The organism is Pseudomonas sp. CHM02, assembly GCF_000612585.1.
Taxonomy (GTDB): Bacteria; Pseudomonadota; Gammaproteobacteria; order Pseudomonadales; family Pseudomonadaceae; genus Aquipseudomonas.
Map to the genome: position 1 here is coordinate 1 of NZ_JFCA01000026.1, position 21,466 is coordinate 21,466.

The following is a 21,466-nucleotide window of genomic DNA, read 5'->3' on the forward strand; positions in this document are numbered from 1 at the left end:
CGGATCACCTGATAGACCGCATTCTGCTTGATGGGGCTGCTGCGCAGCCCAACGCGGGGCAAGCCCGCTCGCCACAGGGTGTTTGCTAGGCAGGGGGCTGGGTCTGCTGCATGGACGGCCGCTGGCTGACCTCGGCGTACCAGGCGGCAAGCTGCGGGTTATCCAACCGCCATTGCATATCCGGATGACGGAAGTCCAGGTAACCCAAGGCGCAGGCCACGCTGATGGCGGCGATGTCGAAGTTGCTGGTCAGTTCGGCAATTGCGTCAGCTTCCAGTTCGGCGAGGCTGCGGCGGATCTTGTTGCGCTGTTCGTCCAGCCATTGGTCCCAGTGCTTTTCCGCCGGGCGCAGGGCCGTCTCGTAACGCACCAGCACGGCGGCGTCCATGATGCCATCGGCCATCGAGGCCAGGGTCAGGCGGCGCCAGCGGGCTGAGCCGTCGCGGGGGATCAGCGGGTTGCCGACGTGCTGGTGGTCAAAGTAATCGAGGATCACCCGGCTGTCGTGCAGCACGCTGCCATCGGCCAGGCGCAGGGCCGGGATCTTGCCCACGGGGTTGCCTTGCACCACCTGCGCATCCGGGTTGACCGGGGTCGGCATGCAGCCGTGCAGGGTGACGCGGTCCTGCTGGCCGGTTTCAGCCAGCAACACGCGAACCTTACGAACGAACGGTGAAGCGGGGTTGTGGAACAAGGTCATGCTGGGAGCGGACATGGGCATTCCTCAAGAAAGGGCTGGGCTAATCTATCTCACCGTTTGAGCAAGGCCCAAGTACCAATTGCAGCGGGAATGCCTAACCCGAGCCAACTGAGCGAATCCCACAGCCCATCGCCGAGCAATGCTGCAAACAACCCGGCGGCGCTGAGCAGGCCAATCCCCAATGGAATGGCAAACACCTTCCAGAAATTCGATTGCCTTGGCTTCATGCCTTGCCCGCCTTGCGCCGCACGATCCACAAGTAAATCCCGCTGACCAGCACGATGATGGTCAGCACATCGAGCAGCGCCCACAGGATCTTCATCGGCATGCCGCCGTAGTCGCCAAAATGCAGCGGTTGGGACATGCCCATGGCGTCCATGTACCACGGCCGTTCGGCGATGGCGGTGACGGCCAGGGTGCTGGCGTCGATCAGGACCGGCGTGAGCAGGTGCGAGGTCAGGTGGGTACTGCCCTTCATGAACACGGCGTAATGGTGCTCGCTGGAAAAACGTGTACCGGGGAAGGCGATGAAGTCCGGCTCCATGCCGGGTGCGGCCTTGGCGGCAATCGCCAGTAGCTCGGTGGCCGGTGCGCGTTGGGTCAGTGGCGGGGCGTTTTGGTAGGGTTCGATCATTGCGCTGAGGCTGTCCTGGCGCCAGGCGGCGATGATCAGGTCGGCGCAGGCGCTGATCACGCCGGTCACGCCGACGACCAATGCCCAGGTCAGGGTGACCACGCCGATCAGGTTATGCAGGTCGAGCCAGCGCAGGCGGGTGGATTTGTCCTGGCGTACGGTGGCGAACTTCAAGCGGCGCATGAACGGCAGGTACAGCACCGTACCCGAGATGATCGCCACTACAAACAGAACGCCCATGAAGGCCAGCAACAACTTGCCCGGCAGGCCGGCGAACATGTCCACATGCAGGCGCAGCAGGAACAGGGTGAGCCCGCCATTTGCAGACGGCATCTCGACCGCCTCGCCGGTGCGCGCATCCAGCATGAAGGTGTGGGACGAGTTGGGTTCGGTACCGGCGGTGGCGGCCATGATCACGATCACACCGTTCTTGTCGTCTTCGTCCCGGGCCAGGTACTGCATGGCCTCGCCGGGGCGATGGGCCTGGGCCTTGGCTACCAGTTGCTCAAGGTTCAACTGCGGCGTATCGGCAGGCATCTGCGCCAATTCCGGCTCGTTGCCCAGCAGATGGTCGATCTCGTGGTGAAACACCAGCGGCAGACCGGTGAGGGCGAGCAGCAGCAGGAAGACCGTGCAGATCAGGCTGGTCCAGGTGTGGATAAAGGACCAGCGGCGGATGGTTTTGCTTTTCATTTTCTAGCCTTCAGACACACCAAAGCCGCCCATGGAGGCGGCCTGGTTGTTAACTCAGCCGATTACCACTGGTAGGTGGCGCTGGCGACTACGCTGCGTTGGTCGCCGAAGTAGCAGTAGTTGCCATCACAGGTAGAAAGGTAGTCCTTGTTGAACAAGTTGGTGGCGTTCAACTTCACCGAGGCTCCCTTCAGGCTGTTGTCCAAGCGGCCCAGGTCGTAGTGCACCGCGCCATCGAACACGGTATAGGCGTTGGCCTTGCCGGTCCAGGTGTTGGCTTGGTCGCCGTAGGTGTTGCCGGTGTAGCGGGCACCGAAGCCGATGCCGAAGCCGTCGAGTACGCCGGTGTGCCAGGTGTAGTCGGTCCAGAGCGAGGCTTGCTGGTTTGGCATCAGTTGCAGGCGGTTACCTTTGTATTGCCCTTTTTGTACCTCAGACTTGGCCAAGGTGTAGGCCGCGATGACCTTGAGGTTTTCGGTTACATCGGACACGGCTTCCAATTCCAGGCCCTTGACCTTCACTTCACCGGTCTGGTCGGTAACCGACACGCCACCGGCCTGGAAGCTGGTGACTAGCACGTTTTTCTGCGTCAGGTCGTACACCGCTGCACTCAACAGTGTGTTGGAACCCGGCGGCTGGTACTTGACCCCCAGTTCCCATTGCTTGCCTTCGGTGGGTTTGTACGACAGCACAGGGTCGACGCTGGCGTTGCTCGCGGGTTGGAACGATTCGGCATAGGACAGGTACGGCACAAAACCCGAGTCGAACACATAGCTCAGTGCCGCGTTGCCACTGAAGTTCTTGCTGCGGTCAGTGTTGGTGGCGTCGTTCTTGTTGAAGTACGTCGTGCCCTGGTGCACCCAGTCCTCGCGCCCGCCCAGGGTCAGGCGCCATTTCTCCAGGGCCATCTGGTCTTGCACGTACAGGCCGGTCTGCACGGTTTTCTGGTTGTAGTCGTAGAACGCCGTCGAGCGCGCCGGGCGCACGGTTGGCTGGGTGTTGACCGGGTTGAAAATGTTGATGTTCGAGGCACCCCCGAAAATCGACAAGTAGGACGTGTCAGTACGCTGGTGGTCCAGGCCGAGCAGCAGGGTGTGGGTGATGTCGCCGGTAGCGAAGTCAGCCTGGAAGTTGTTGTCCACCGCGAACTGGCTGATGTTCTCGTCAACGTTGGTGGTCGAGCGGCTGATATTGCCCGCTGCGTCTGCCGGCGAGTAGATGTAGGAACCCACGGTCAACTGCTGGAACGACAGTTCCGATTTGGTGTAGCGCAGGTTTTGCTTGAACTGCCAGGTGTCGTTGAAGCGATGCTCGAACGCATAGCCCAGCGCGTAGTAAGTGCGGTCGTAGAACTCGTAGTCCGGGTCGCCCAGGTTCTTATGGTGGGACACTTCGCCAAGCGGCGAGTCGATCTTGGTACCCTGGATCGGTAAGAACTGACTGGTGGTGCCGGTATCGTCGCGGGTGAACTGCGACAGGAAGGTCAACTTGGTATCGGTGTCGATATTCCAGGTCAGGCTCGGTGCGATGTTGTAGCGCTTGTTGTCGATGTGGTCGACCTGGGTGCCGGCATCGCGCACCACGCCGCTGATGCCATAGAGGAACTGGCCTTCGTCGTCGATCTTGCCGGTGCTGGCGAAGTTGATCTGCCGGTAGTTGTCGCTGCCGTATTGCACCTGGATGGCATTGCTCGATTCAGCGCTGGGACGGCGGCTGACCATGTCCAGCAGGCCGCCCGGCGGGGTTTGGCCGTACACCGACGAGGCCGGGCCACGCAGCAGGGCGAGGCGGTCGAGGTTCCAGGTTTCGGCTTTCGGGTTTGCATACACGCCACGCGGCAGTGGCAGGCCGTCGAGGAACTGGGTCGGTTCGAAGCCGCGTACACGCATCCAGTCGTAGCGGGTGTCGCTGCCATAGCTGGCGGAGACTATGCCGGGCATGTACTTGACCGCGTCATCCAGGTTCTGGACGTTGCGGTCCTGCATCTGCTCGCGGGTGGCGACGGAAATCGAACGCGGTGCCTCGACCAGTGCGGTGTCGGTCTTGGTGCCGGCGGCGGTGCGTTTGGCCAGGTAGCCATCGACCGGGCCCCACGCGCTTTCATAGCTGTCCTGCCCCGTGATGTTGGTGGTAGGCAATGCCAGTACCCCCTCCGGAACCGCCACCAACGTGTAAGTCCCCGCGCTGCTCTGCTCCAGCTGCAACCCGGTGCCACGCAACGCCTCACGCAGCGCACCCGGTGCATCGAACTGGCCCTGGACCGGTGCCGAAGTCTTGCCTGCGGCGAGCGCCGGGCTGAGGGTCAGCGCCAGGCCGCCCTGGCTGGCGATCTGGTTCAGGGTGCTGGCCAGTGGCGCCGCCGGCAGGTTGTAGGCGCGCACGCTGGACGCCTGTTCGGCGGCGACCAGCGAGGTGCTGGCCAGCGGGGCGCTGAGGGCAATGGCCACGGCTAACAGGCTGGGGCGCAACAGGGTGTCTAGCGTGCGGGACATGGGGCGGCTCCTGAATGGAAATATTTCGCAATTGCCTAGGTGCCGAACGAGAATCGAAAAGTGATAGGGCCAAGTGAAAATAAATCTGTGAGTGCTCACAACTCTCGCACTGCATGGCCCTCAAGCCTCAAGCCAGCTGAGTGTTTCAGCCGACCGCCCACTGCAATTTGCCGGCCAGTGCCTCGGGGTAGTTGTCGGTACTGGCAAGCGCCGCCCGCGTGGCCTCGCCATGACCAAAGGCCTCGATCAACAACTCGACGTGCGTGCTCAGGAAGTCGCTCAATGCATCGAGCCGCCCCTCAAGCGCGCGGTAGCGGGTGATGTCCATCAGGCCCTCGCTGATGAACCAGGCGGCGTGCTTGTTCAAGTATTCCAGCACATACAGGCCGCAGAGCGCGCTTCCCAGTTCCCTGGCCAGCCCCTGGGGCAGTGAGGCGCCGGCCCGGACCGCGCTCTCGATCGCCAGACGCTGGGCATACGCCTCACCCGCGCGGGCGACGATCATCAATTGCGAGTTCCAGACCTGCATGTCCTCCTCGCCTTCGGCACGGTGCTGGGCAACATGGTCGGCCACTTGCTTGAGCAAGCGATATTCCAGGGTGCGCGCCATGGCCTGCCAGTACTCAGGATCATCCAGGTCGCCTTGCGGGTCTGGCCGGGTGGGTTCGCTCAAGGGCTGGCCGATCAGGACCTTGGCCGCGTCCAACAGGATCATGCGGTTATTGCCACCGGCATCCTGGTAGATCTTGGCCATGCCTTCGTAGTCGGCGAAGCGATTGAGGTTGAGCGCACCGGCCACCCCACAGCGCAATCGGCATTCTGTGGCCAGCGCCTCGGCCGCTGGCGCGCAGAGGGCCTTGGTCAGCGCCAGGGTCTGGCTGATGGCGGCCCACGGTGTCCAGGTCACGTCGCCCGTGCCGGTTGTTTGCAATGACGCCTGGCTGGCCGTGCCTTCGATCCACAGACGCGCGGAATCATTGGCAAAGCCTTTCATGACATACGCCGTCGCCAGGCATCCGAACAGCGCGCGACGTTGGGTGCGAAAAGCCAGCAAGCCGGTGCCGGTGCCGATCCGTGCCTGGGTCGTGCGCCGGTTTGCGTGGGACAAGGCCAGGGTTGAACAGGTCAGCATCACCGTGCTCAAGCCGATACCGACCATTGCCCACACGTTCTTGGGCGCGAACAGTGAGCGAATCAGGCGGCGGTCGGTGCTGCCCAGCGGGTCGTGAAAGTGGTTGGACGCGTCGATCGAGGCGCCATCCCGCAGCCACGCATCGTAGGAGAGGCGCACGTTGTCAAAGCTCGCCAGGCCGTAATCCAGCGGCACTGCGCGAATCTCCGCGGGTGACGACATGGAAATACCCGGGCGCGGGCCCCGGGCGTCACTCAGCGGCAGCACAAAGGCAAATACGCCACAGGGCTGGCCTTCAACGATGACTTGGGCAAACACCACACCGACCTTGTCGAGGTTATTGATCCCGACATTGGCGAACTTCAGCGCGGCCTTGTTCGGCGTATTCAGCACAAACGTGCGCGTGTCGGCCTCGAATATCGCTTCGACGCAGGCGCCCATATGGGAGTTGCTGCGACCTATCTCGGTGAGTGCGTAAACCCCGAGGGTCTCGCCGGTCTCCAGTTTGCGCCGCCACTGGATGGCAGTCGGGTGATCCTGCTCGAACGCCAGAAGTGTACCGATGCACAAACCCTGCTGAATCACGCAGCCCATGAACAGCGAAGGGTCGTTGATGGCTGCGTGAGTCGCCACGGCCATCAGTAACTGTGGTTGCGCAAAGCCGTGAATGCCTTCGGGCAGTTGCCGCATCAGGTGCTGCAAGCGTTGGTAGGTGTGTCGATGCCCGTCGTGAAAGGTCTGGTTGGCGCTGGGATGGAGTTCGGGCGCGCTGAAAATCTTCGCCATTTGCGCGTGTACCTGTGCCTCGACAGGCCCGTTGGCCAGCTCGCGCAAGGCTGCGACCGCCGCCTGTTCGACAGGCGCCTTGGTCAGCAGTTGGCGCAGGGCGTCGATGGGTTGCGCAAGTGGCGCGTAAGTCTGGGCGTCGCGCTGGCTTTTGCGCAGGCAGACAGACAAGCCACTGTTCACCCCAAGGTCGATGAACACGGTGTGCTCATCCGTGGGCAAGTGCGCCAGCGTTTGGGGCAGGTTGGTGGGTTGGGTGACGCCCAGGGTAAACATGCTGTGCAAGTCGTCGCCAGACGCGTAGGCGCGCCCTAGCACCGTTGAGTAGATCGGCGTACTGAGAGGGTTGAGTTTCAAAGGCTGAAGGTTTTCGCGCAGACGCCAGGCGACGGCCGCGTGACCGGGAAAGTGGGATGCATAATAGATATACAACCGGCGCAGTGGATGCGCGCTGTCATCATACCGGGCAAGCAGGCCTTCAAGGCCTTCCGTCTCGCCGCTGATGATGCACTGGACCGGCGAATTGACAGAACCCACGACCAGCTTCAACTCGGGGAAACGGTCAAGCAGGGCTTGAGTCTCCCGGGCTGGCAGGTTGATCAGCAACATCGTGCCGCGGCCCTCTTCCGGCCGATAGGCATCGTTGAGGGCGCAGACCGCACGCGCACCCTGTGCGATGTCGAGCGCGCCACCGCACACCCTGGCCGCAATTTCGCCAAAGCTTTGCGCCAGGATCTGCCTGGGGCGAATGCCGGCATCCTGAAGTAACCGATCAAGCACAACGGCTGCGCCATACAGCGCCAGTTGGGCGACCCCGGACGGGAGCGGGAGTGAGTGCGCGTGGGTCAGCAGGACCTGGCTGACCAGCCCGGGGTGTGGCTCTGGTTCGTACTGAGCCGCTTCGTGTTCGATCGTTGCCAGAATGGCGTCGATTCGCGGCCTGGTTTCAGGGACCTGCTGGTACAACTCTGCCAAGGCGCCGCAAGGGTTGCTGCCCTGGCCCGGAAATGAAAAAACGTAGTTTTGACGGTGGGGATTGAGTTGGGTTGACATGGATCCATCCTCGTTAGCCTAACGAAAGCGCGTTGCCCAGCAGGTTGCCGGGCAAAACGAACGGCTATTGGACGGTAAAAGAGGGGAGGGAGAACCTGTCAGAAAAGACAGTTTTTTGGAATTTTTCGAAATAGCCGTGATTCATTTATGGCTGACAGCATTGCCGGCAGGCGAGGCTGCGACCACGTTGACCCACCACGGCGTGTGCTGCTCGATCTGCACCGGCAAGGTCGGCAGCAGCGCATTGAGCGCCAGGGTGGTGTCGTGCAGTGGGAAGCTGCCGGTAATACGCAGGTCGGCCACGTTTTTATCCACGCCCAGGTAGCCGGTGCGGTAGCGGCTCAGCTCCTCGACCACATCGCCCAGGCGGGCGTTGTCCACCACCAGCATGCCGCGGGTCCAGGCGTCGGTGGCGGGAGTGACGACAAGCGCAGGGCCGAGGCCGTCGCTGCGCATCAGCACCTGCTGGCCTGCCTTGAAGATCTGTTCCTGGTGCAGCGCCTCGGGCTGGGCGGCCACGGCCGATTGCAGCACGCTCAAGCGCGTGGCGTGGTCTTCGCGCTTGACGATAAACCGCGTACCCAGCGCCCGCAGGCTGCCGTCGCGGGTCTGCACATAGAACGGGCGGGCGTCATTGTGGCCGGTCTCGATCAGAATCTCGCCTTCCTGCAACACGATCAGCCGACGTTTCTCATCAAAGCGCACGTCGATGGCGCTGTGGGTATTGAGGTTGACCAGCGTGCCGTCCGCCAGTTTCAGCGTGCGCTGCTCGCCCGTGGCGGTGCGTTGGTCAGCCAGCCAATAGTGGATCGGCACATAACGCTCACCGGCAAACAACGCCAGGCCAATGACCACTGCGATGCTCGCCAGGCCACTGCCGAGCTTGCGCATGCGCTGGCGAATGCCTTCACGCGATTGCAACAGCGCCGCCCGCGCCGGGCCCGAGGCAGCGCTGAAACGCTGGTCGAGCATGCCCAACTGGCGCCAGGCGCGGGTGTGTTCTTCATCGCTGGCCAGCCATTTGTCGAACTCCTCGCGTTCAACCGCGCTGCCATCGCCCGAATCGAGGGACAACTGCCAGGCAATCGCCGCATCCAGCACGCGGGCCGAGACCGGTTTGGAACTGATCACTGTCACTGTGGCTCGCCATACAGGGCGATGTAGCACTGGCGAATGCCCTGAGCCAGGTATTGGCGCACACGGGGCACCGATACGCCGAGGCGCTGGGCGATTTCCGCGTGGCCCAGGCCGTCGAGGCGGTTGTAGAGAAAGGCCGCGCGGGCCTTGCTCGACAACTGGCCGAGCAGGCGGTCGATGGCCTTGAGGTCTTCGAGAATCAGTTGCTGTTCTTCCGGCGACGGGTGTTCGCTTTCCGGGATCAGCATCAGTTCGGTGAGGTAGGCCTGTTCCAGCGCGGCGCGACGGAAGTAATCGAACAGCAAGCCCTTGGCGATCGCTACCAGGAAGGCCCGGGGCTCGCGGGGTTCGCGCAACTCGTCACGGCCGAGCAGGCGCATGAAGGTGTCCTGGCTCAGGTCTTCGGCGCGGCTCGGGCAGGCTACATTGCGTCGAAGCCAGGCCAGCAGCCAGCCACGATGGTCGCGATACAACGCGCCAACAAGCTCACTGTGTGGGTTCTGGATCGACGACAAGGCATCACCGAATAAACAAGAGGTTTAAACTAACGAGAATTATTCGCGATTGTGTCAGAGCCGTGGGGTGGGCGCAATTGGCGTCTGTCGGTTTGAAGGGGAATGCTTTTGTGGTGAGCGGGCTTGCCCCGCGCTGGGCTGCGTAGCGGCCCCAAAACCTGGCACCACGATCTGCCTGGCAGAACGCGGTGTTTTTACTGGGGTGGCTGCGCGACCCAGCGCGGGGCAAGCCCGCTCACCACAAGGATCAGCGGCGTTATAAAGAGGGCGCGTGTTTACGCCGTTTCCATTGGCTCAAACGCGCTTGCAACGCCTGTGGCGTGTCGATGTGCTGCTGTCGCGCACGGTTGAACAGGATGAGCATCAGCTCTGCCGTGGCCAGGGCATCGGCACTGGCGTGATGGCGCTCGCCCACGTGCAGGTTGAAGTGGTTGATCCAGTCATCCAGCCCGGCTTCGCGGATGTGCGCTTCGGGGCACAGTAGCGGGGCGATGTCGGCCACATCCAGAAACGCGTGGGCCAGGCGATAACCCAGGCTGTCCTTGAGTGCCCGGCACAGCATGTGTTGATCGAACGGCGCATGGAAGGCCAGCAACGGGCTATCGCCGACGAACGCCATAAAGTCCAGCAGGGCTTCCACCGGGTCGCTGCCGGCGGCAATCGCACTGGGGCCGAGACCGTGGATCAAGACGCTGGGGCTGAGTTTTGTTTCGGCGCGTTGCAATGTGCGCTCGAACAGCTGGGAGAAGTCCACCGCGCCGTCCTCGATCACCACCGCGCCGATGGACAGCACCTGGTCACGATTGAGGTTGAGGCCGCTGGTTTCCAGGTCCACCACCACCCAGCGTTGGCTGCGCAACGGTTGGTTGCCCAACGGCGAGGGCTTGCGCAGTTGTTCCAGGCGCTGTTGTTGACTGCTGTCGAGCCCCGGTTTTTTCGTACGCAGCCAGCCGAACAAACTCACAGCTGATACCGCAACGTCAGGCTGCTTTGCAGGCGTTGGGCCTGGCGCAGGGATTCACGCAGGATGCGCCGATCCAGGTGGTTGAGGCTTTCAGGATCGACGCGGTTCGAGTACGGCTGGTTCTCACGGGTCTGCAACTGGTGCTGCTGCATGCGGGTTTGCTGGATAAAGTGGTAAGCCTCTTCGTAGGCCGCGCCGTCCAGGGGCTCGATCACTTCCTTGACCACCAGTTGACGCAGGCGCTCCAGGGTATTGTTGGCGTGGATGCCATTGGCCAGGGCCAGCAGGCGCGCGCCGTCGACAAAGGGGGTTAGACCCTGCACCTTGAGGTCGAGGGTGGCTTTCTCGCCACCTTTGCGCGTCAGCACAAACTCGCGGAAACGTCCTACGGGTGGCCGCTGGCGCAGCGCGTTTTCGGCGAGCATGCGTTGGAACAAGCGGTTGTCGGCAACCTGATCGAGAATGCCCTGGCGCAATTGCTCGCAACCGCGCTCATCGCCCCATACCACGCGCAGGTCGAAATAAATGCTGGAGCCCAACAGGTTTTCTGGCGTCGCCTCGCGGATAAACGCCGCGAAACGCCGTGCCCATTCGGCCCGCGACAAGCACAACTCCGGGTTGCCGGCCATGATGTTGCCCTTGCACAGGCTGAACCCGCACAGCGCCAGACTCTGGTTGATCTGCTGCGCGATGGGCAGCAACCGGCCGCGAATCTCGGCCGCTTCGGCGGCGTCCCTGGCGTCGAACAGGATGCCGTTGTCCTGGTCGGTGTACAGCGTCTGCTCGCGGCGGCCTTCGCTGCCAAAGCACAACCAACTGAAGGGCACGCCAGGGTCGCCTTTCTCGGCGAGGGTCAGTTCAATCACCCGGCATACGGTGTGATCGTTGAGCAGCGTAATGATGTGGGTAATCTGGGTGGACGACGCGCCATGGGCCAGCATGCGTTCGACCAACTGGCCGATCTCGCCGCGCATCGCCACCAGGTTGTCCACCCGCGGTGCATTGCGGATGGTGCGCGCCAGGTGAACCAGGTCCACCCGTTGCAGGGAAAACAGATCGCGCTCGGACACCACGCCGCACAGGCGTTGGTCCTTGACCAGGCACACATGGGCGATATGCCGTTCGGTCATGGCGATCGCAGCATCGAAGGCGCTGTGGTCCGGGGTCAGGAAGAAGGGTGCCTGGGTCATATGAGCGTCGATGGCCTGGCTGAAGTCGCTGGTGCCATCGGCCACCACTTGGCGCAAGTCGCGCAGGGTGAAGATCCCCAGGGGGGCCTTGTGCTCATCGACGATCACAATGCTGCCCACCTGTTGCTCATGCATCAGTGTCACCGCTTCGCGCAGCGGTGTGGTTGGGCTGCACGTCACCGGGTGGCGCATGGCCAACTCCCCGAGGCGAGTGTTCAGGGAGTATTGAGTGCCGAGGGTTTCCACCGCTTTTTGCTGCACTTGCTGGTTGACCTGGTCCAACAGGCTGCTGACGCCGCGCAAGGCAAAGTCGCGAAACGGGCTGGAAAGTGCGAACAGCTTGATGAACGCCGGTTTATTCAATTGCAGGCAGAAGGTGTCTTCGGCGGCCTTGTGTTCGGTACGGGTCGCCCGCTCACCGAGGAGCGCGGCCAAGGGGAAGCATTCGCCGGTGGTGATTTCGAAGGTAGTTTCGGCGGCTTCTTGATTCAGCCCGGGGCGCTCTCCGACGACTCGGCCCTGCTTGACGATATAAAAGTGTTCAACCGGCCCGCCCGAGGGTTTGAGGATGCTGTCGCCGGGGCCATAAAAGCGTAATTGGCACTGTTCTACCAAAAACGCCAGGTGGGCGTTTTCCATTTGGTTGAACGGCGGGAAACGCTGCAGGAACTGCAGGGTGCCGTGGATATTCTGCAACACAGCAGTTTTTCCCGCCTGTGCGAAGGCATCAGCTTTACTCATAACAGTGACCGCGTTTTTTTGTCGTTATCGTCCTTCATGGTCGACTCCCGCGTGGCGGGTGCCCATTGGACGTAAGTCTAGGTCGATACAAACGGCACACACCTAGGGAAAAACCTTACATGACTATCGTCCAAACCCCGTGGAACGCCCACTAGGCAAACTTTCCGACGAAGTGCACATTGTTCGCCCTTCCGCAGATGTCTGACGAGTGTGCTGGGAGATTGATTAGAACTGCTGAGAACCGTATGTCCGACCACGATATTTTGAGTGATGCCGAGCGCGAGGCGCTGAGCGCCGTGATGCTGGAGCCTGATTTACCGCCACAACGTGTGTTGATTGTTGACGACGACAAGGACGCACGTGAACTGCTGGCGGAAATCCTGGGGTTGGACGGTATTCGCTGCATGACCGCCGACAGCGGTGAGGCGGCGTGGGACTTGTTGAAGTCCAGCAGCTCCATCGGTTTGCTGATCACTGATCTGCGCATGGCGCCCAGCAATGGCCTGGAACTGATTCGCCAGGTGCGCGAGTCCACGCGTGCGGCGCTGCCGATCATCATCATGTCGGGGGACGCGGAAGCGCCGGACGTGATTGATGCGATGCATTTGAGTGTGGTGGATTTTTTGCTGAAGCCAATTGATAGCGTGAAATTGGCGAAGATGGTGAAGCGGGAGTTGGGGATGGCGCAGTAACTACCGTCTGTCTTTTTCATATTCGAACTGTCAATTCTCACAGTAGGCAAGCGAGCGGTTCTAAAGCCTACTGCTCTGGAGGGTTCTGGTCTTCGGCCAGGGCCACATACACTCCATGGGAGCTGGTTATGTCTATTCAAAAGTCTAAGGATCAAGCAAATAACGGTCACGCAAGTATTCTAATTCTCAGGGATGGAGAGGCTCGCTTTTTAAACTCTTCTAATATCGGAGCAAGCTTGAGGCATTTCTCGGTCATCCTGCCGGGCGCTGGATCGTTGACAGGTGAGTATGGGAGCACGTTGATTCCGCGGGAGGCACCGTACGAGTTCAGCTTTCCACGAGATCCAGATGAGCATCGAGGAAACATTGATTATAGAGATGAAGATGGTGTTTATTTCATAATGCCCCAGTCTGGAAAGTTTGTTGTTATTTCCAAAGATGCGGGCTCCCCGGATACATATACAAATTATATTACCTACATCAATTTGAAATTTGAGCGTGAGGGGCAAGAAGTAACGATTAATGGCACAGGTGAAGCCACTTTCATTTTTAAGTGATAGCCCTCCTGGCAAGAATAAAGCCCGGTCTCTCGACCGGGCTTTTTCATTTACAAGCCGTTTTTAGCCTTGAACTCCCGACGCCGACGATGCAACACCGGCTCGGTATAGCCATTCGGCTGCTTCGTCCCTTCAATCACCAACTCCACCGCTGCCTGGAAGGCGATGTTGCTGTCGAAATCCGGTGCCAGTGGGCGGTACAGCTTGTCGCCGGCGTTCTGACGGTCCACCACCGGCGCCATGCGCTTGAGGCTTTCCATCACCTGATCCTGAGTGACAACGCCGTGGCGCAGCCAGTTGGCGATGTGCTGGCTGGAGATACGCAGGGTGGCGCGGTCTTCCATCAGGCCCACATCGTTGATGTCCGGCACTTTCGAACAGCCGACGCCCTGGTCGATCCAACGGACCACATAACCCAGGATGCCCTGAGCGTTGTTGTCCAGTTCGTTGCGGACCTCTTCGTCGGACCAATCGGTGTTGCTGGCCAGAGGAATAGTCAGGATGTCGTCCACCGACGCACGCTCACGCTTGGCAAGCTCGGCCTGGCGGGCGAATACATCAACCTTGTGGTAGTGCAACGCGTGCAGCGCAGCCGCCGTCGGCGACGGCACCCAAGCGGTGTTGGCGCCGGCCAGTGGGTGGGCAATCTTCTGTTCGAGCATCGCCGCCATCAGGTCGGGCATGGCCCACATGCCTTTACCGATCTGCGCGCGACCTTGCAGGCCAGTGCTCAAACCGATATCGACGTTCCAGTTTTCGTAGGCGCCGATCCATTTTTCTGCCTTCATCGCCGCCTTGCGCACCATCGCGCCGGCTTCCATGGAGGTGTGGATCTCGTCGCCGGTACGGTCAAGGAAGCCGGTGTTGATAAACACCACGCGCTCGCTGGCTGCCTTGATACAGGCCTTGAGGTTGACCGTGGTACGGCGTTCCTCGTCCATGATCCCGACTTTCAGCGTGTTGCGCGGCAGGTTGAGCACGTCTTCGATGCGGCCGAACAGCTCGTTGGTGAACGCGGCTTCTTCCGGGCCGTGCATCTTCGGCTTAACGATGTACACCGAACCGGTGCGGCTGTTCTTGCGGCTGTTGTTGCCGTTGAGGCTGTGGGTCGCGGCGAGGCTGGTGACCAGGCCGTCGAGGATGCCTTCCGGCACTTCGTTGCCGTCTTTGTCGAGGATCGCGTCGATGGTCATCAAGTGGCCAACGTTGCGCACGAACAGCAGCGAACGACCGTGCAGCGTCACGTCCTGGCCATTCACGCCGGTGTAGACGCGGTCGGCGTTCATGGTGCGGGTGAAGGTCTTGCCGCCCTTGGCCACTTCTTCGGCCAGGTCGCCCTTCATCAGGCCGAGCCAGTTGCGGTAGATCACCACTTTGTCATCGGCATCGACGGCGGCGACGGAGTCTTCGCAGTCCATGATGGTAGTCAGCGCGGCTTCCACCAGCACGTCTTTGACGCCGGCAGCGTCGGTCTGGCCGACCGGGGTGCTGGCGTCGATCTGGATTTCGAAGTGCAGGCCATTATGTTTCAGCAGGATCGCAATCGGCTCAGCCGCAGGGCCCTGGAAACCGATCAACTGTGCGTCGTCGCGCAGGCCGCTGTTGCTGCCGCCCTTGAGGCTGACGATCAGCGTGCCGTCGACAATCTTGTAGCCGGTCGAATCGACATGGCTGCCGGCGCTGAGCGGTGCGGCCTCATCGAGGAAGGCGCGGGCGAAGGCGATGACCTTGTCGCCACGCACTTTGTTGTAGCCCTGGCCCTTTTCGGCACCGTCGGCTTCGCTGATGGCGTCGGTGCCATACAGCGCGTCATACAGCGAGCCCCAGCGCGCATTCGAGGCGTTGAGGGCGAAACGGGCGTTCATCACCGGCACGACCAGCTGAGGGCCGGCCATGCGGGCGATTTCGTCATCGACGTTTTGGGTCGTGGCCTGGAAGTCTGCGGCTTCTGGCAGCAGGTATCCGATGTCTTGCAGGAAGGCCTTGTAGGCCACCGGGTCGTGCGCCTGGCCGGCATGAGTCTGGTGCCAGGTATCGATCCGCGCTTGGAAATCGTCGCGTTTGGCGAGTAGGGCTTTGTTCTTCGGTGCCAGGTCGTGGATGACCTTGTCGGCACCGGCCCAGAACTGGTCGGCAGTGATGCCGGTACCGGGAATGGCTTCGTTGTTCACGAAGTCGAACAGGACTTTGGCGACCTGCAGGCCACCGACTTGAACGTGTTCAGTCATTGCTTGCCTCACTCTGCGGAGCTTATGCGCTTTTTCAGATTTTCATTATGTAGTGCACGGTTGGGCATACTACATGATGACTTGCGGTTGTGAAAATTAGACTAAATACGTCGTTTAGCGACCCACTTTGGTCGTACGGTCACAGCGGAGAACCGGATGTTCTCAAAAAACTATTAGATTGTTCCAGATAAATATAAAAATGGTACACGATTTGTTATCGAGGGCCTTCGGGTCCACCTTGTAGATTGAATTCCAGAGGGCGTTGCCATGGACCATCTTGTACTCACAATTATTGCCGCCGACAAACCCGGCCTGGTTGAACGCATTGCGCAGAATATTGCCGCCCACGGTGGCAACTGGCTGGAAAGCCGCATGGCCCATATGGCCGGGCAGTTCGCCGGGATCCTGCGGGTCAGTGTGCCAGCGGAGAACCGTCAGGCACTGGTGGGGGCGCTGGAGGATTTATCCACACATGGTATTCGCGTGCTGGTGGGCGAGGGCAGCACCGGCCAGGCGTTGGTGTCCAAATCGATCGTGATGACGCTGGTGGGCAATGACCGCTCGGGCATCGTGCGTGAAATCACCGCGCTGTTGAGCAAGCAGGGCGTGAACCTGGGAAGCCTGAGCACGGATGTGCGCCCGGCCCCCATGAGCGGTGACCCGCTGTTTACCGCCGAGGCGCTGTTGCAAGTGCCGGCGACGTTGTCCCTGGATGACTTGCAGCAATCCCTGGAGACACTGGCGGACGACTTGATGGTGGAGCTGCACAACGAGGAGTGATCCGCCCACAAGGTTATGCATGGAAATCTTGCATGGGCCTGTGGATAACCTGTAGAGACCCGGCGCCAGGCCAGGCCGGCCGGGGTTCTTCGCCAGTTGAGCAAAAAACGAGCAGTTTCAAGGGCTTGTGCACAAATGGCGGGGATCAGGTTGTGGATAACCTTGGGGTGGATGTCTGCAAGCCATGCGGGCTGTGGCTTGCAGGCGGTTGTACGTTATTTGATCAGCTTTTCCGTACGCTCAACCAGATATCCACGCTGTACACCACCAGGCCCGCCCAGATGAAGGCAAAGGCGGTCAGCGTGCTCGGCGCCAGGTGTTCGCCGAACAGCAGCACGGCCTCCAGCAGCACCAATGTCGGCGCCACATACTGTAAAAAGCCCAGGGCGGTGTAGGGCAAGTGCCGTGCGGCGGCGTTGAAACATACCAGCGGGATCAGCGTCACCGGGCCTGCGGCCACCAGCCACCACGCTTCGGATGTACTCCAGAATGCCATCTGTGCACTGTGGGCCGATGGGTTGAACAGCAACCACGCCACGGCAATCGGTACCAGCATCCAGGTTTCCACTACCAGTCCGGGCAGCGCTTTCACGGGGGCCTGCTTGCGGATCAGCCCATAGAAACCAAAGGTCAATGCCAGCACCAGCGACACCCACGGCAAGCTGCCCACCTGCCAGACCTGTTGCGCCACGCCCACCGCGGCCAGCCCGACGGCGACCCATTGCAGGCGACGCAGGCGTTCACCCAGGATCAGCATGCCCAGCACCACATTCACCAGTGGGTTGATGTAATAGCCCAGGCTGGCCTCCAGCATGCGCCCGCTGTTCACCGACCACACGTAGGTCAGCCAGTTACCTGCGATCAATGAACCGCTGAGTGCCAGGATCGCCAGGCGCTTGGGGTTGTCACGCAATTCGCGGAACCAGCCGGGATGCTTCCATACCATCAGCAACAACCCGCCGAACAGCGCCGACCACAGCACACGGTGCACGATGATCTCGGCGGCCGGTACGCTGGCGATGGCTTTGAAGTAGAGCGGGAAGAGACCCCAGATGACATAGGCACTCAGGCCCAGGATGTACCCCTTGCGGGGGTTGGCGGCTTGCATTGCAGAATCCTTGCTTAGGCAGCTAACAAAGCGCGATTGTAAGGATATTTCTCAGGCAATGGGATCTGCTTTCTGTGGGAGCCGGGCTTGCCCGCGATAGCATCACCTCGGTACTCCTGCAAAACCGAGGCGTGTGCATCGCGGGCAAGCCCGGCTCCCACAGAGAAGCTGTCAGAAGAGTTTCAGGGGTTCTTCGTTGAGGGCCGAGAGTTGCTCACGCAACGCCAACACCTGATCGCCCCAATAACGCTCGCTGCCAAACCATGGAAAGCTGTGGGGGAACGCCGGGTCATCCCAGCGACGCGCCAGCCAGGCGCTGTAATGCATCAGGCGCAGGGCGCGCAAAGGTTCGATCAGCGCCAATTCACGCGGATCGAAGTCGTGGAACTCCTGATAGCCGTCCATCAGTTCCGACAGTTGGCCCAGGCATTCCTGACGATCCCCGGCGAGCATCATCCACAGGTCCTGCACTGCCGGGCCCATGCGGCAGTCATCCAGGTCGACGATATGGAACATCTCGTCACGGCACATCATGTTGCCGGGGTGGCAGTCGCCGTGCATGCGGATGTTTTTGTGCGGTGTGGCCTTGTACACCTCTTCCACACGCTTGAGCAGGTCGCGGGCAACGGACTCGTAGGCCGGCAGCAGGCTCTTGGGAATGAAATTGCCTTCCAGCAGCGTGGTGAGGGAGTCGTGACCGAAGTTCTTCACGCCCAGGGCTTCACGGTGTTCGAACGGGCGCGTGGAGCCCACCGCATGCAGACGACCGAGCAGTTGCCCAAGACGGTAAAGCTGATCGAGATTGCCTGGCTCCGGTGCACGGCCGCCACGGCGGGGGAACAGGGTGAAACGGAAACCGGCATGTTCGAACAGGCTTTCGCCGTTGTGGATAAGTGGCGCAACCACCGGCACTTCGCATTCGGCCAGCTCGAAGGTAAAGCGGTGCTCTTCGAGAATCGCCTCGTTGGTCCAGCGCTGCGGGCGATAGAACTTGGCGATCAGCGGTTCCGAGTCTTCGATGCCCACTTGATAGACGCGGTTTTCGTAGCTGTTGAGCGCCAGCACACGAGCATCGCTGAGGAAACCGATGCTTTCGACAGCGTCGAGTACCAGGTCGGGGGTGAGTGTTTCAAACGGGTGGGCCATGCGAACTCCTGCGCGCAGCAGGGCGCCGCGTCCGGCCGGGTATGGTATCAGTGATAGGAGGTGACTGTGCTGTGGTGAGCGGGCTTGCCCCGCGCTGGGTTGCGTAGCGGCCCCAGAAAAACGGGAGCGCTACGCACTCCAGCGCGGGCAAGCCCGCTCACCACAAGGCCCGATCAGGCCCCGACGATACCGCCGTCATCCCTACGAATCGCCATCACCGACGAGCGCGGCTTGCCGTTCGGCAGATGCTCCGGCCAGGTTGAACCGCCCGTTTCGCCAGGGTGCTGGATCCCCACAAACAACGTCTTCTGATCCGGCGAGAAGCTGATGCCTGTGACCTCACAGGCCACCGGCCCGACCATGAAACGGCGAATTTCCCCGGTGGACGGGTCGGCGCAGAGCATCTGGTTATTGCCCATCCCCGCGAAGTCACCGGCATTGCTGTAGTCGCCGTCGGTGAGAATCCACAAGCGGCCGGCCTTGTCGAAACCCAGGCCATCGGGGCTGTTGAACATGTTCTGCGGGTTGATGTTCGACGAGCCGCCCTTGGGCGAACCTGCGTGGACGCCGGGGTTGCCGGCCACCACAAACAGGTCCCAGCTGAATTCGCTGGCGCCGTGGTTATCGGCGTCGGCTTTCCAGCGCAGGATCTGGCCGTAGACGTTTTTTTCGCGCGGGTTGGGCCCGCCCACCGGCTGGCCGTCCTCACCGCGCTTGGCATTGTTGGTGAGGGTGCAGTAGACTTGGCCATCGGTGGGGCTGACCACGATCCATTCCGGACGGTCCATGCGCGTGGCTTTCACTACGCTGGCAGCGAGGCGCGCGTGGATCAGCACTTCGGCCTGGCTGGCAAAGCCGGTGCTGGCGTCGATGCCGTTCTTGCCGTGCGTCAACTCGACCCATTGGCCCTTGCCCTTGGGGTGGTCGGCGTTGCCGTCGCCCGCGTCGAAAATCGCCACGTACAACGTGCCGTGGTCGAGCAGGTCTTTGTTGGCCTTGGGGTTCTTGTGGTTGATCTTGTCGCGGCTGACGAACTTGTAGATGAACTCGCCGCGCTCGTCGTCGCCCATGTACACCACGGCGCGGCCGTCATGGGTTTCGGCCAGGGCAGCGTTTTCGTGCTTGAAGCGGCCCAGGGCGGTGCGCTTGACCGGCGTGGACTGCGGGTCGAACGGGTCGATTTCCACCACCCAGCCATGGCGATTGAGTTCGTTGGGGTTCTTGGCGATGTCGAAGCGCGGGTCGTGCGGGTGCCAGTTGATGTCCTTGCTGGCCGCCACCACGCCATAGCGCTTCTGTCCGGCGTCGAAGGTTTGCTGTGGGTTGCTGCTGCCGAAGCAGTCAGTGAAGTTCTCTTCGCAGGTCAGGTAAGTGCCCCACGGCGTCTTGCCGTTGGCGCAGTTCTGGAAAGTACCGAGGGCCTTCTTGCCGGTTTTGTCGGCGCTGGTTTTCAGCCAGGCGTGGCCGGCGGCGGGACCGCTGAGACGGATCGGCGAGTTGCCGTGGATGCGCCGGTTGTAGCGCGAGTCCTGCACGAACTGCCAGGTGTCGCCCTTGCGCCGCACTTCGATCACCGACACGCCTTCGCTGGCCTGGGCCTTGTGCACGTCTTCGGCCGATTGCGGCGCGCCGCCGTGGGCGAAGAGGTAGCGGTAGTTGGTGTATTCGTTGTTGATCGCCATCAGCGCGCGGTTGTCGTCGCCGGGGAAGGCGAACAGGCTCATGCCGTCATTGTTGTCGCCGAACTGCTGTTCCTGGGCCTTGGCCGTGCCGTTGCCGGACGGGTCGAAGGCCGGTGCGCTCTTGCTCAACGGCTGGCCCCAACTGATCAGCACCGAGGCGCTGTAGCCCGGCGGCAAGGTGATGGCGTCGCTGGTGGCGGCGGCGATGCTGGTAAAGCCCAGCAGCGGGCTGGCGCTGGCGGCGTTGACGGCCAGGGCGCTGCGGGTCAGCAGGTTGCCGCCGAGGAACATCGCGGCACCGCACAAGGCACCGGCGCCGATGAAGCGGCGGCGGGTGAGGCCAACCATCTGTTCAAGGTCGGTGGCTTGGTTTTCTTCTAATAGGCTCATCTCAGGCTCCCTGCGGTTTTTGCAGACACCATAAGGAGCGGGCGTGACGAAATTGTTGCAGTTTGAATACGCGAAGCGGCTACACCGGCGTACCGAGCAGCACATTGCTCGGTGCGAATTGCACCTGGATCGCCTGGCCCTCGGCGGCGCCCAGGGCCTTGAGTGCGTCGGGCTGCGCCAGGGCGCATAAAACCTGGCCGTTGGGCAGGGCGATGCGGACTTCGCTGGGGCCGTCGTCGGCGTCGAGAATGGCGTCGACGGTGCCGCTCATGCAATTGTGTCCAGGTGTTGCAGAGTGTTCGGCCGCCAGCAATTCCAGCCAGCCGGCCTTGATCAGCGCGAACACTTCCACGCCGGTTTCCAGTTCCAGCCGTTGTGTGCTGTTGTGGGTGATCTGCGCATTCAGGGTCAATCCGCCAGCCAGTTGCAGGCGGATCAGGTCGTTACGGCCATGCTGCTCGATGGCGATGACCTGGCCGTGCAGTTGATTGCGCGCACTGGTACGCAGCATCAAGCGCCCCAGCAGGTTGAAGTCGCTGGCCGCTTCATCGGAGCCCAGCACTTCGGCCTGCAACACTTGCAGGCGCTGGTAAAGACGCAACACGCGCTCACCTTCGGTCGTCAGTCTGGCGCCGCCGCCGCCCTTGCCTCCCACGCTGCGTTCCACCAAGGGCTTTTGCGCCAGATTGTTCAGCTCGTCGATGGCATCCCACGCCGCCTTGTAACTCAAGCCTGCGCTTTTCGCTGCGCGGGTGATGGAACCCTGCTCGGCGATATGCGCCAGCAGGGCAATGCGCTGGGGGCGACGGATGATGTGTTGGCTGAGAGAGGTCGGCAGAGACATGT

17 protein-coding genes are annotated in these 21,466 nt (G+C 61.6%); 3 read left to right on the plus strand and 14 right to left on the minus strand.

Going from position 1 to position 21,466, the window contains the following annotated elements:
* Nucleotides 1–85 precede the first annotated feature (85 nt).
* From BM70_RS0116260 to BM70_RS0116300, 9 genes are all read right to left on the minus strand, one after another.
* A complete protein-coding gene (locus tag BM70_RS0116260; protein ID WP_025856992.1) occupies nucleotides 86–715 on the minus strand; it encodes a glutathione S-transferase N-terminal domain-containing protein in 630 nt (209 codons plus the stop codon).
* Nucleotides 716–750: 35 nt separating this feature from the next.
* The gene (locus BM70_RS33350; protein ID WP_177326561.1) at nucleotides 751–927 is read right to left on the minus strand and encodes a hypothetical protein; all 177 of its coding nucleotides are present in this window, start codon (nucleotides 925–927) and stop codon (nucleotides 751–753) included.
* Nucleotides 924–2,027: a PepSY domain-containing protein gene (locus tag BM70_RS0116270; RefSeq protein WP_025856993.1), complete on the minus strand. Its 1,104-nt coding sequence runs from the start codon at nucleotides 2,025–2,027 to the stop codon at nucleotides 924–926. The genes BM70_RS33350 and BM70_RS0116270 overlap by 4 nt, the downstream gene beginning before the upstream one ends.
* Nucleotides 2,028–2,089: 62 nt before the next feature.
* Nucleotides 2,090–4,519, minus strand: a complete 2,430-nt coding sequence (locus BM70_RS0116275; protein ID WP_025856994.1) for a TonB-dependent siderophore receptor — start codon at nucleotides 4,517–4,519, stop codon at nucleotides 2,090–2,092.
* 145 nt (nucleotides 4,520–4,664) lie between these two features.
* Nucleotides 4,665–7,490 carry an acyltransferase domain-containing protein gene (locus tag BM70_RS0116280; RefSeq protein ID WP_025856995.1) on the minus strand — a complete coding sequence of 942 codons (2,826 nt, stop codon included), beginning with the start codon at nucleotides 7,488–7,490 and terminating at the stop codon, nucleotides 4,665–4,667.
* A gap of 141 nt (nucleotides 7,491–7,631) precedes the next feature.
* Nucleotides 7,632–8,627, minus strand: coding sequence for a FecR domain-containing protein (locus BM70_RS0116285; protein WP_025856996.1), 996 nt, complete (start codon nucleotides 8,625–8,627; stop codon nucleotides 7,632–7,634).
* Nucleotides 8,624–9,142 (minus strand): RNA polymerase sigma factor, encoded by a 519-nt coding sequence (locus BM70_RS0116290; RefSeq protein WP_025856997.1) that lies wholly within the window; start codon nucleotides 9,140–9,142, stop codon nucleotides 8,624–8,626. The genes BM70_RS0116285 and BM70_RS0116290 overlap by 4 nt, the downstream gene beginning before the upstream one ends.
* A 256-nt stretch (nucleotides 9,143–9,398) precedes the next feature.
* Nucleotides 9,399–10,106: a PolC-type DNA polymerase III gene (locus tag BM70_RS0116295; RefSeq protein ID WP_025856998.1), complete on the minus strand. Its 708-nt coding sequence runs from the start codon at nucleotides 10,104–10,106 to the stop codon at nucleotides 9,399–9,401.
* The gene (locus BM70_RS0116300) at nucleotides 10,103–12,037 is read right to left on the minus strand and encodes a putative nucleotidyltransferase substrate binding domain-containing protein (RefSeq protein ID WP_025856999.1); all 1,935 of its coding nucleotides are present in this window, start codon (nucleotides 12,035–12,037) and stop codon (nucleotides 10,103–10,105) included. Before BM70_RS0116300 ends, BM70_RS0116295 begins: the two co-directional genes overlap by 4 nt.
* Nucleotides 12,038–12,282: 245 nt before the next feature.
* Between BM70_RS0116300 and BM70_RS0116305 the strand changes: the two genes are divergently transcribed.
* Nucleotides 12,283–12,729, plus strand: a complete 447-nt coding sequence (locus BM70_RS0116305; RefSeq protein WP_025857000.1) for a response regulator — start codon at nucleotides 12,283–12,285, stop codon at nucleotides 12,727–12,729.
* A 128-nt stretch (nucleotides 12,730–12,857) separates the two neighbouring features.
* Nucleotides 12,858–13,286: a hypothetical protein gene (locus BM70_RS33115; RefSeq protein WP_155952167.1), complete on the plus strand. Its 429-nt coding sequence runs from the start codon at nucleotides 12,858–12,860 to the stop codon at nucleotides 13,284–13,286.
* Nucleotides 13,287–13,336: 50 nt separating this feature from the next.
* Here BM70_RS33115 and BM70_RS0116310 read toward each other — a convergent pair whose 3' ends face one another.
* Entirely contained in the window at nucleotides 13,337–15,514 is a 2,178-nt protein-coding gene (locus BM70_RS0116310; protein ID WP_025857001.1) for a malate synthase G, read from the minus strand.
* 267 nt (nucleotides 15,515–15,781) lie between these two features.
* Here BM70_RS0116310 and BM70_RS0116315 point away from each other — a divergent pair, with 267 nt between their 5' ends.
* Nucleotides 15,782–16,294 (plus strand): glycine cleavage system protein R, encoded by a 513-nt coding sequence (locus BM70_RS0116315; protein ID WP_025857002.1) that lies wholly within the window; start codon nucleotides 15,782–15,784, stop codon nucleotides 16,292–16,294.
* A gap of 223 nt (nucleotides 16,295–16,517) precedes the next feature.
* Here BM70_RS0116315 and rarD read toward each other — a convergent pair whose 3' ends face one another.
* From rarD to BM70_RS0116335, 4 genes are all read right to left on the minus strand, one after another.
* Complete coding sequence (gene rarD, locus BM70_RS0116320; protein WP_025857004.1) at nucleotides 16,518–17,402, minus strand: EamA family transporter RarD; 885 nt, start codon at nucleotides 17,400–17,402, stop codon at nucleotides 16,518–16,520.
* A gap of 171 nt (nucleotides 17,403–17,573) precedes the next feature.
* Complete coding sequence (locus tag BM70_RS0116325) at nucleotides 17,574–18,548, minus strand: serine/threonine protein kinase (protein WP_010207031.1); 975 nt, start codon at nucleotides 18,546–18,548, stop codon at nucleotides 17,574–17,576.
* A 173-nt stretch (nucleotides 18,549–18,721) separates the two neighbouring features.
* Nucleotides 18,722–20,620 carry a PhoX family phosphatase gene (locus tag BM70_RS0116330; protein ID WP_025857005.1) on the minus strand — a complete coding sequence of 633 codons (1,899 nt, stop codon included), beginning with the start codon at nucleotides 20,618–20,620 and terminating at the stop codon, nucleotides 18,722–18,724.
* A 79-nt stretch (nucleotides 20,621–20,699) separates the two neighbouring features.
* Complete coding sequence (locus BM70_RS0116335; RefSeq protein ID WP_025857006.1) at nucleotides 20,700–21,464, minus strand: TOBE domain-containing protein; 765 nt, start codon at nucleotides 21,462–21,464, stop codon at nucleotides 20,700–20,702.
* Nucleotides 21,465–21,466: the final 2 nt, after the last annotated feature.

Excerpts from the sequence above, each read along its gene's own strand:
- BM70_RS0116315 (WP_025857002.1), top strand. The coding sequence starts at position 15,782 with ATGGACCATCTTGTACTCACAATTATTGCCGCCGACAAACCCGGCCTG.
- BM70_RS0116335 (WP_025857006.1), bottom strand. The coding sequence starts at position 21,464 with ATGTCTCTGCCGACCTCTCTCAGCCAACACATCATCCGTCGCCCCCAG.
- BM70_RS33350 (WP_177326561.1), bottom strand. The coding sequence starts at position 927 with ATGAAGCCAAGGCAATCGAATTTCTGGAAGGTGTTTGCCATTCCATTG.
- BM70_RS0116280 (WP_025856995.1), bottom strand. The coding sequence starts at position 7,490 with ATGTCAACCCAACTCAATCCCCACCGTCAAAACTACGTTTTTTCATTT.
- BM70_RS0116270 (WP_025856993.1), bottom strand. The coding sequence starts at position 2,027 with ATGAAAAGCAAAACCATCCGCCGCTGGTCCTTTATCCACACCTGGACC.
- BM70_RS0116260 (WP_025856992.1), bottom strand. The coding sequence starts at position 715 with ATGTCCGCTCCCAGCATGACCTTGTTCCACAACCCCGCTTCACCGTTC.
- BM70_RS33115 (WP_155952167.1), top strand. The coding sequence starts at position 12,858 with ATGTCTATTCAAAAGTCTAAGGATCAAGCAAATAACGGTCACGCAAGT.
- BM70_RS0116275 (WP_025856994.1), bottom strand. The coding sequence starts at position 4,519 with ATGTCCCGCACGCTAGACACCCTGTTGCGCCCCAGCCTGTTAGCCGTG.
- BM70_RS0116300 (WP_025856999.1), bottom strand. The coding sequence starts at position 12,037 with ATGAGTAAAGCTGATGCCTTCGCACAGGCGGGAAAAACTGCTGTGTTG.
- BM70_RS0116330 (WP_025857005.1), bottom strand. The coding sequence starts at position 20,620 with ATGAGCCTATTAGAAGAAAACCAAGCCACCGACCTTGAACAGATGGTT.
- BM70_RS0116310 (WP_025857001.1), bottom strand. The coding sequence starts at position 15,514 with ATGACTGAACACGTTCAAGTCGGTGGCCTGCAGGTCGCCAAAGTCCTG.
- BM70_RS0116325 (WP_010207031.1), bottom strand. The coding sequence starts at position 18,548 with ATGGCCCACCCGTTTGAAACACTCACCCCCGACCTGGTACTCGACGCT.
- BM70_RS0116305 (WP_025857000.1), top strand. The coding sequence starts at position 12,283 with ATGTCCGACCACGATATTTTGAGTGATGCCGAGCGCGAGGCGCTGAGC.
- rarD (WP_025857004.1), bottom strand. The coding sequence starts at position 17,402 with ATGCAAGCCGCCAACCCCCGCAAGGGGTACATCCTGGGCCTGAGTGCC.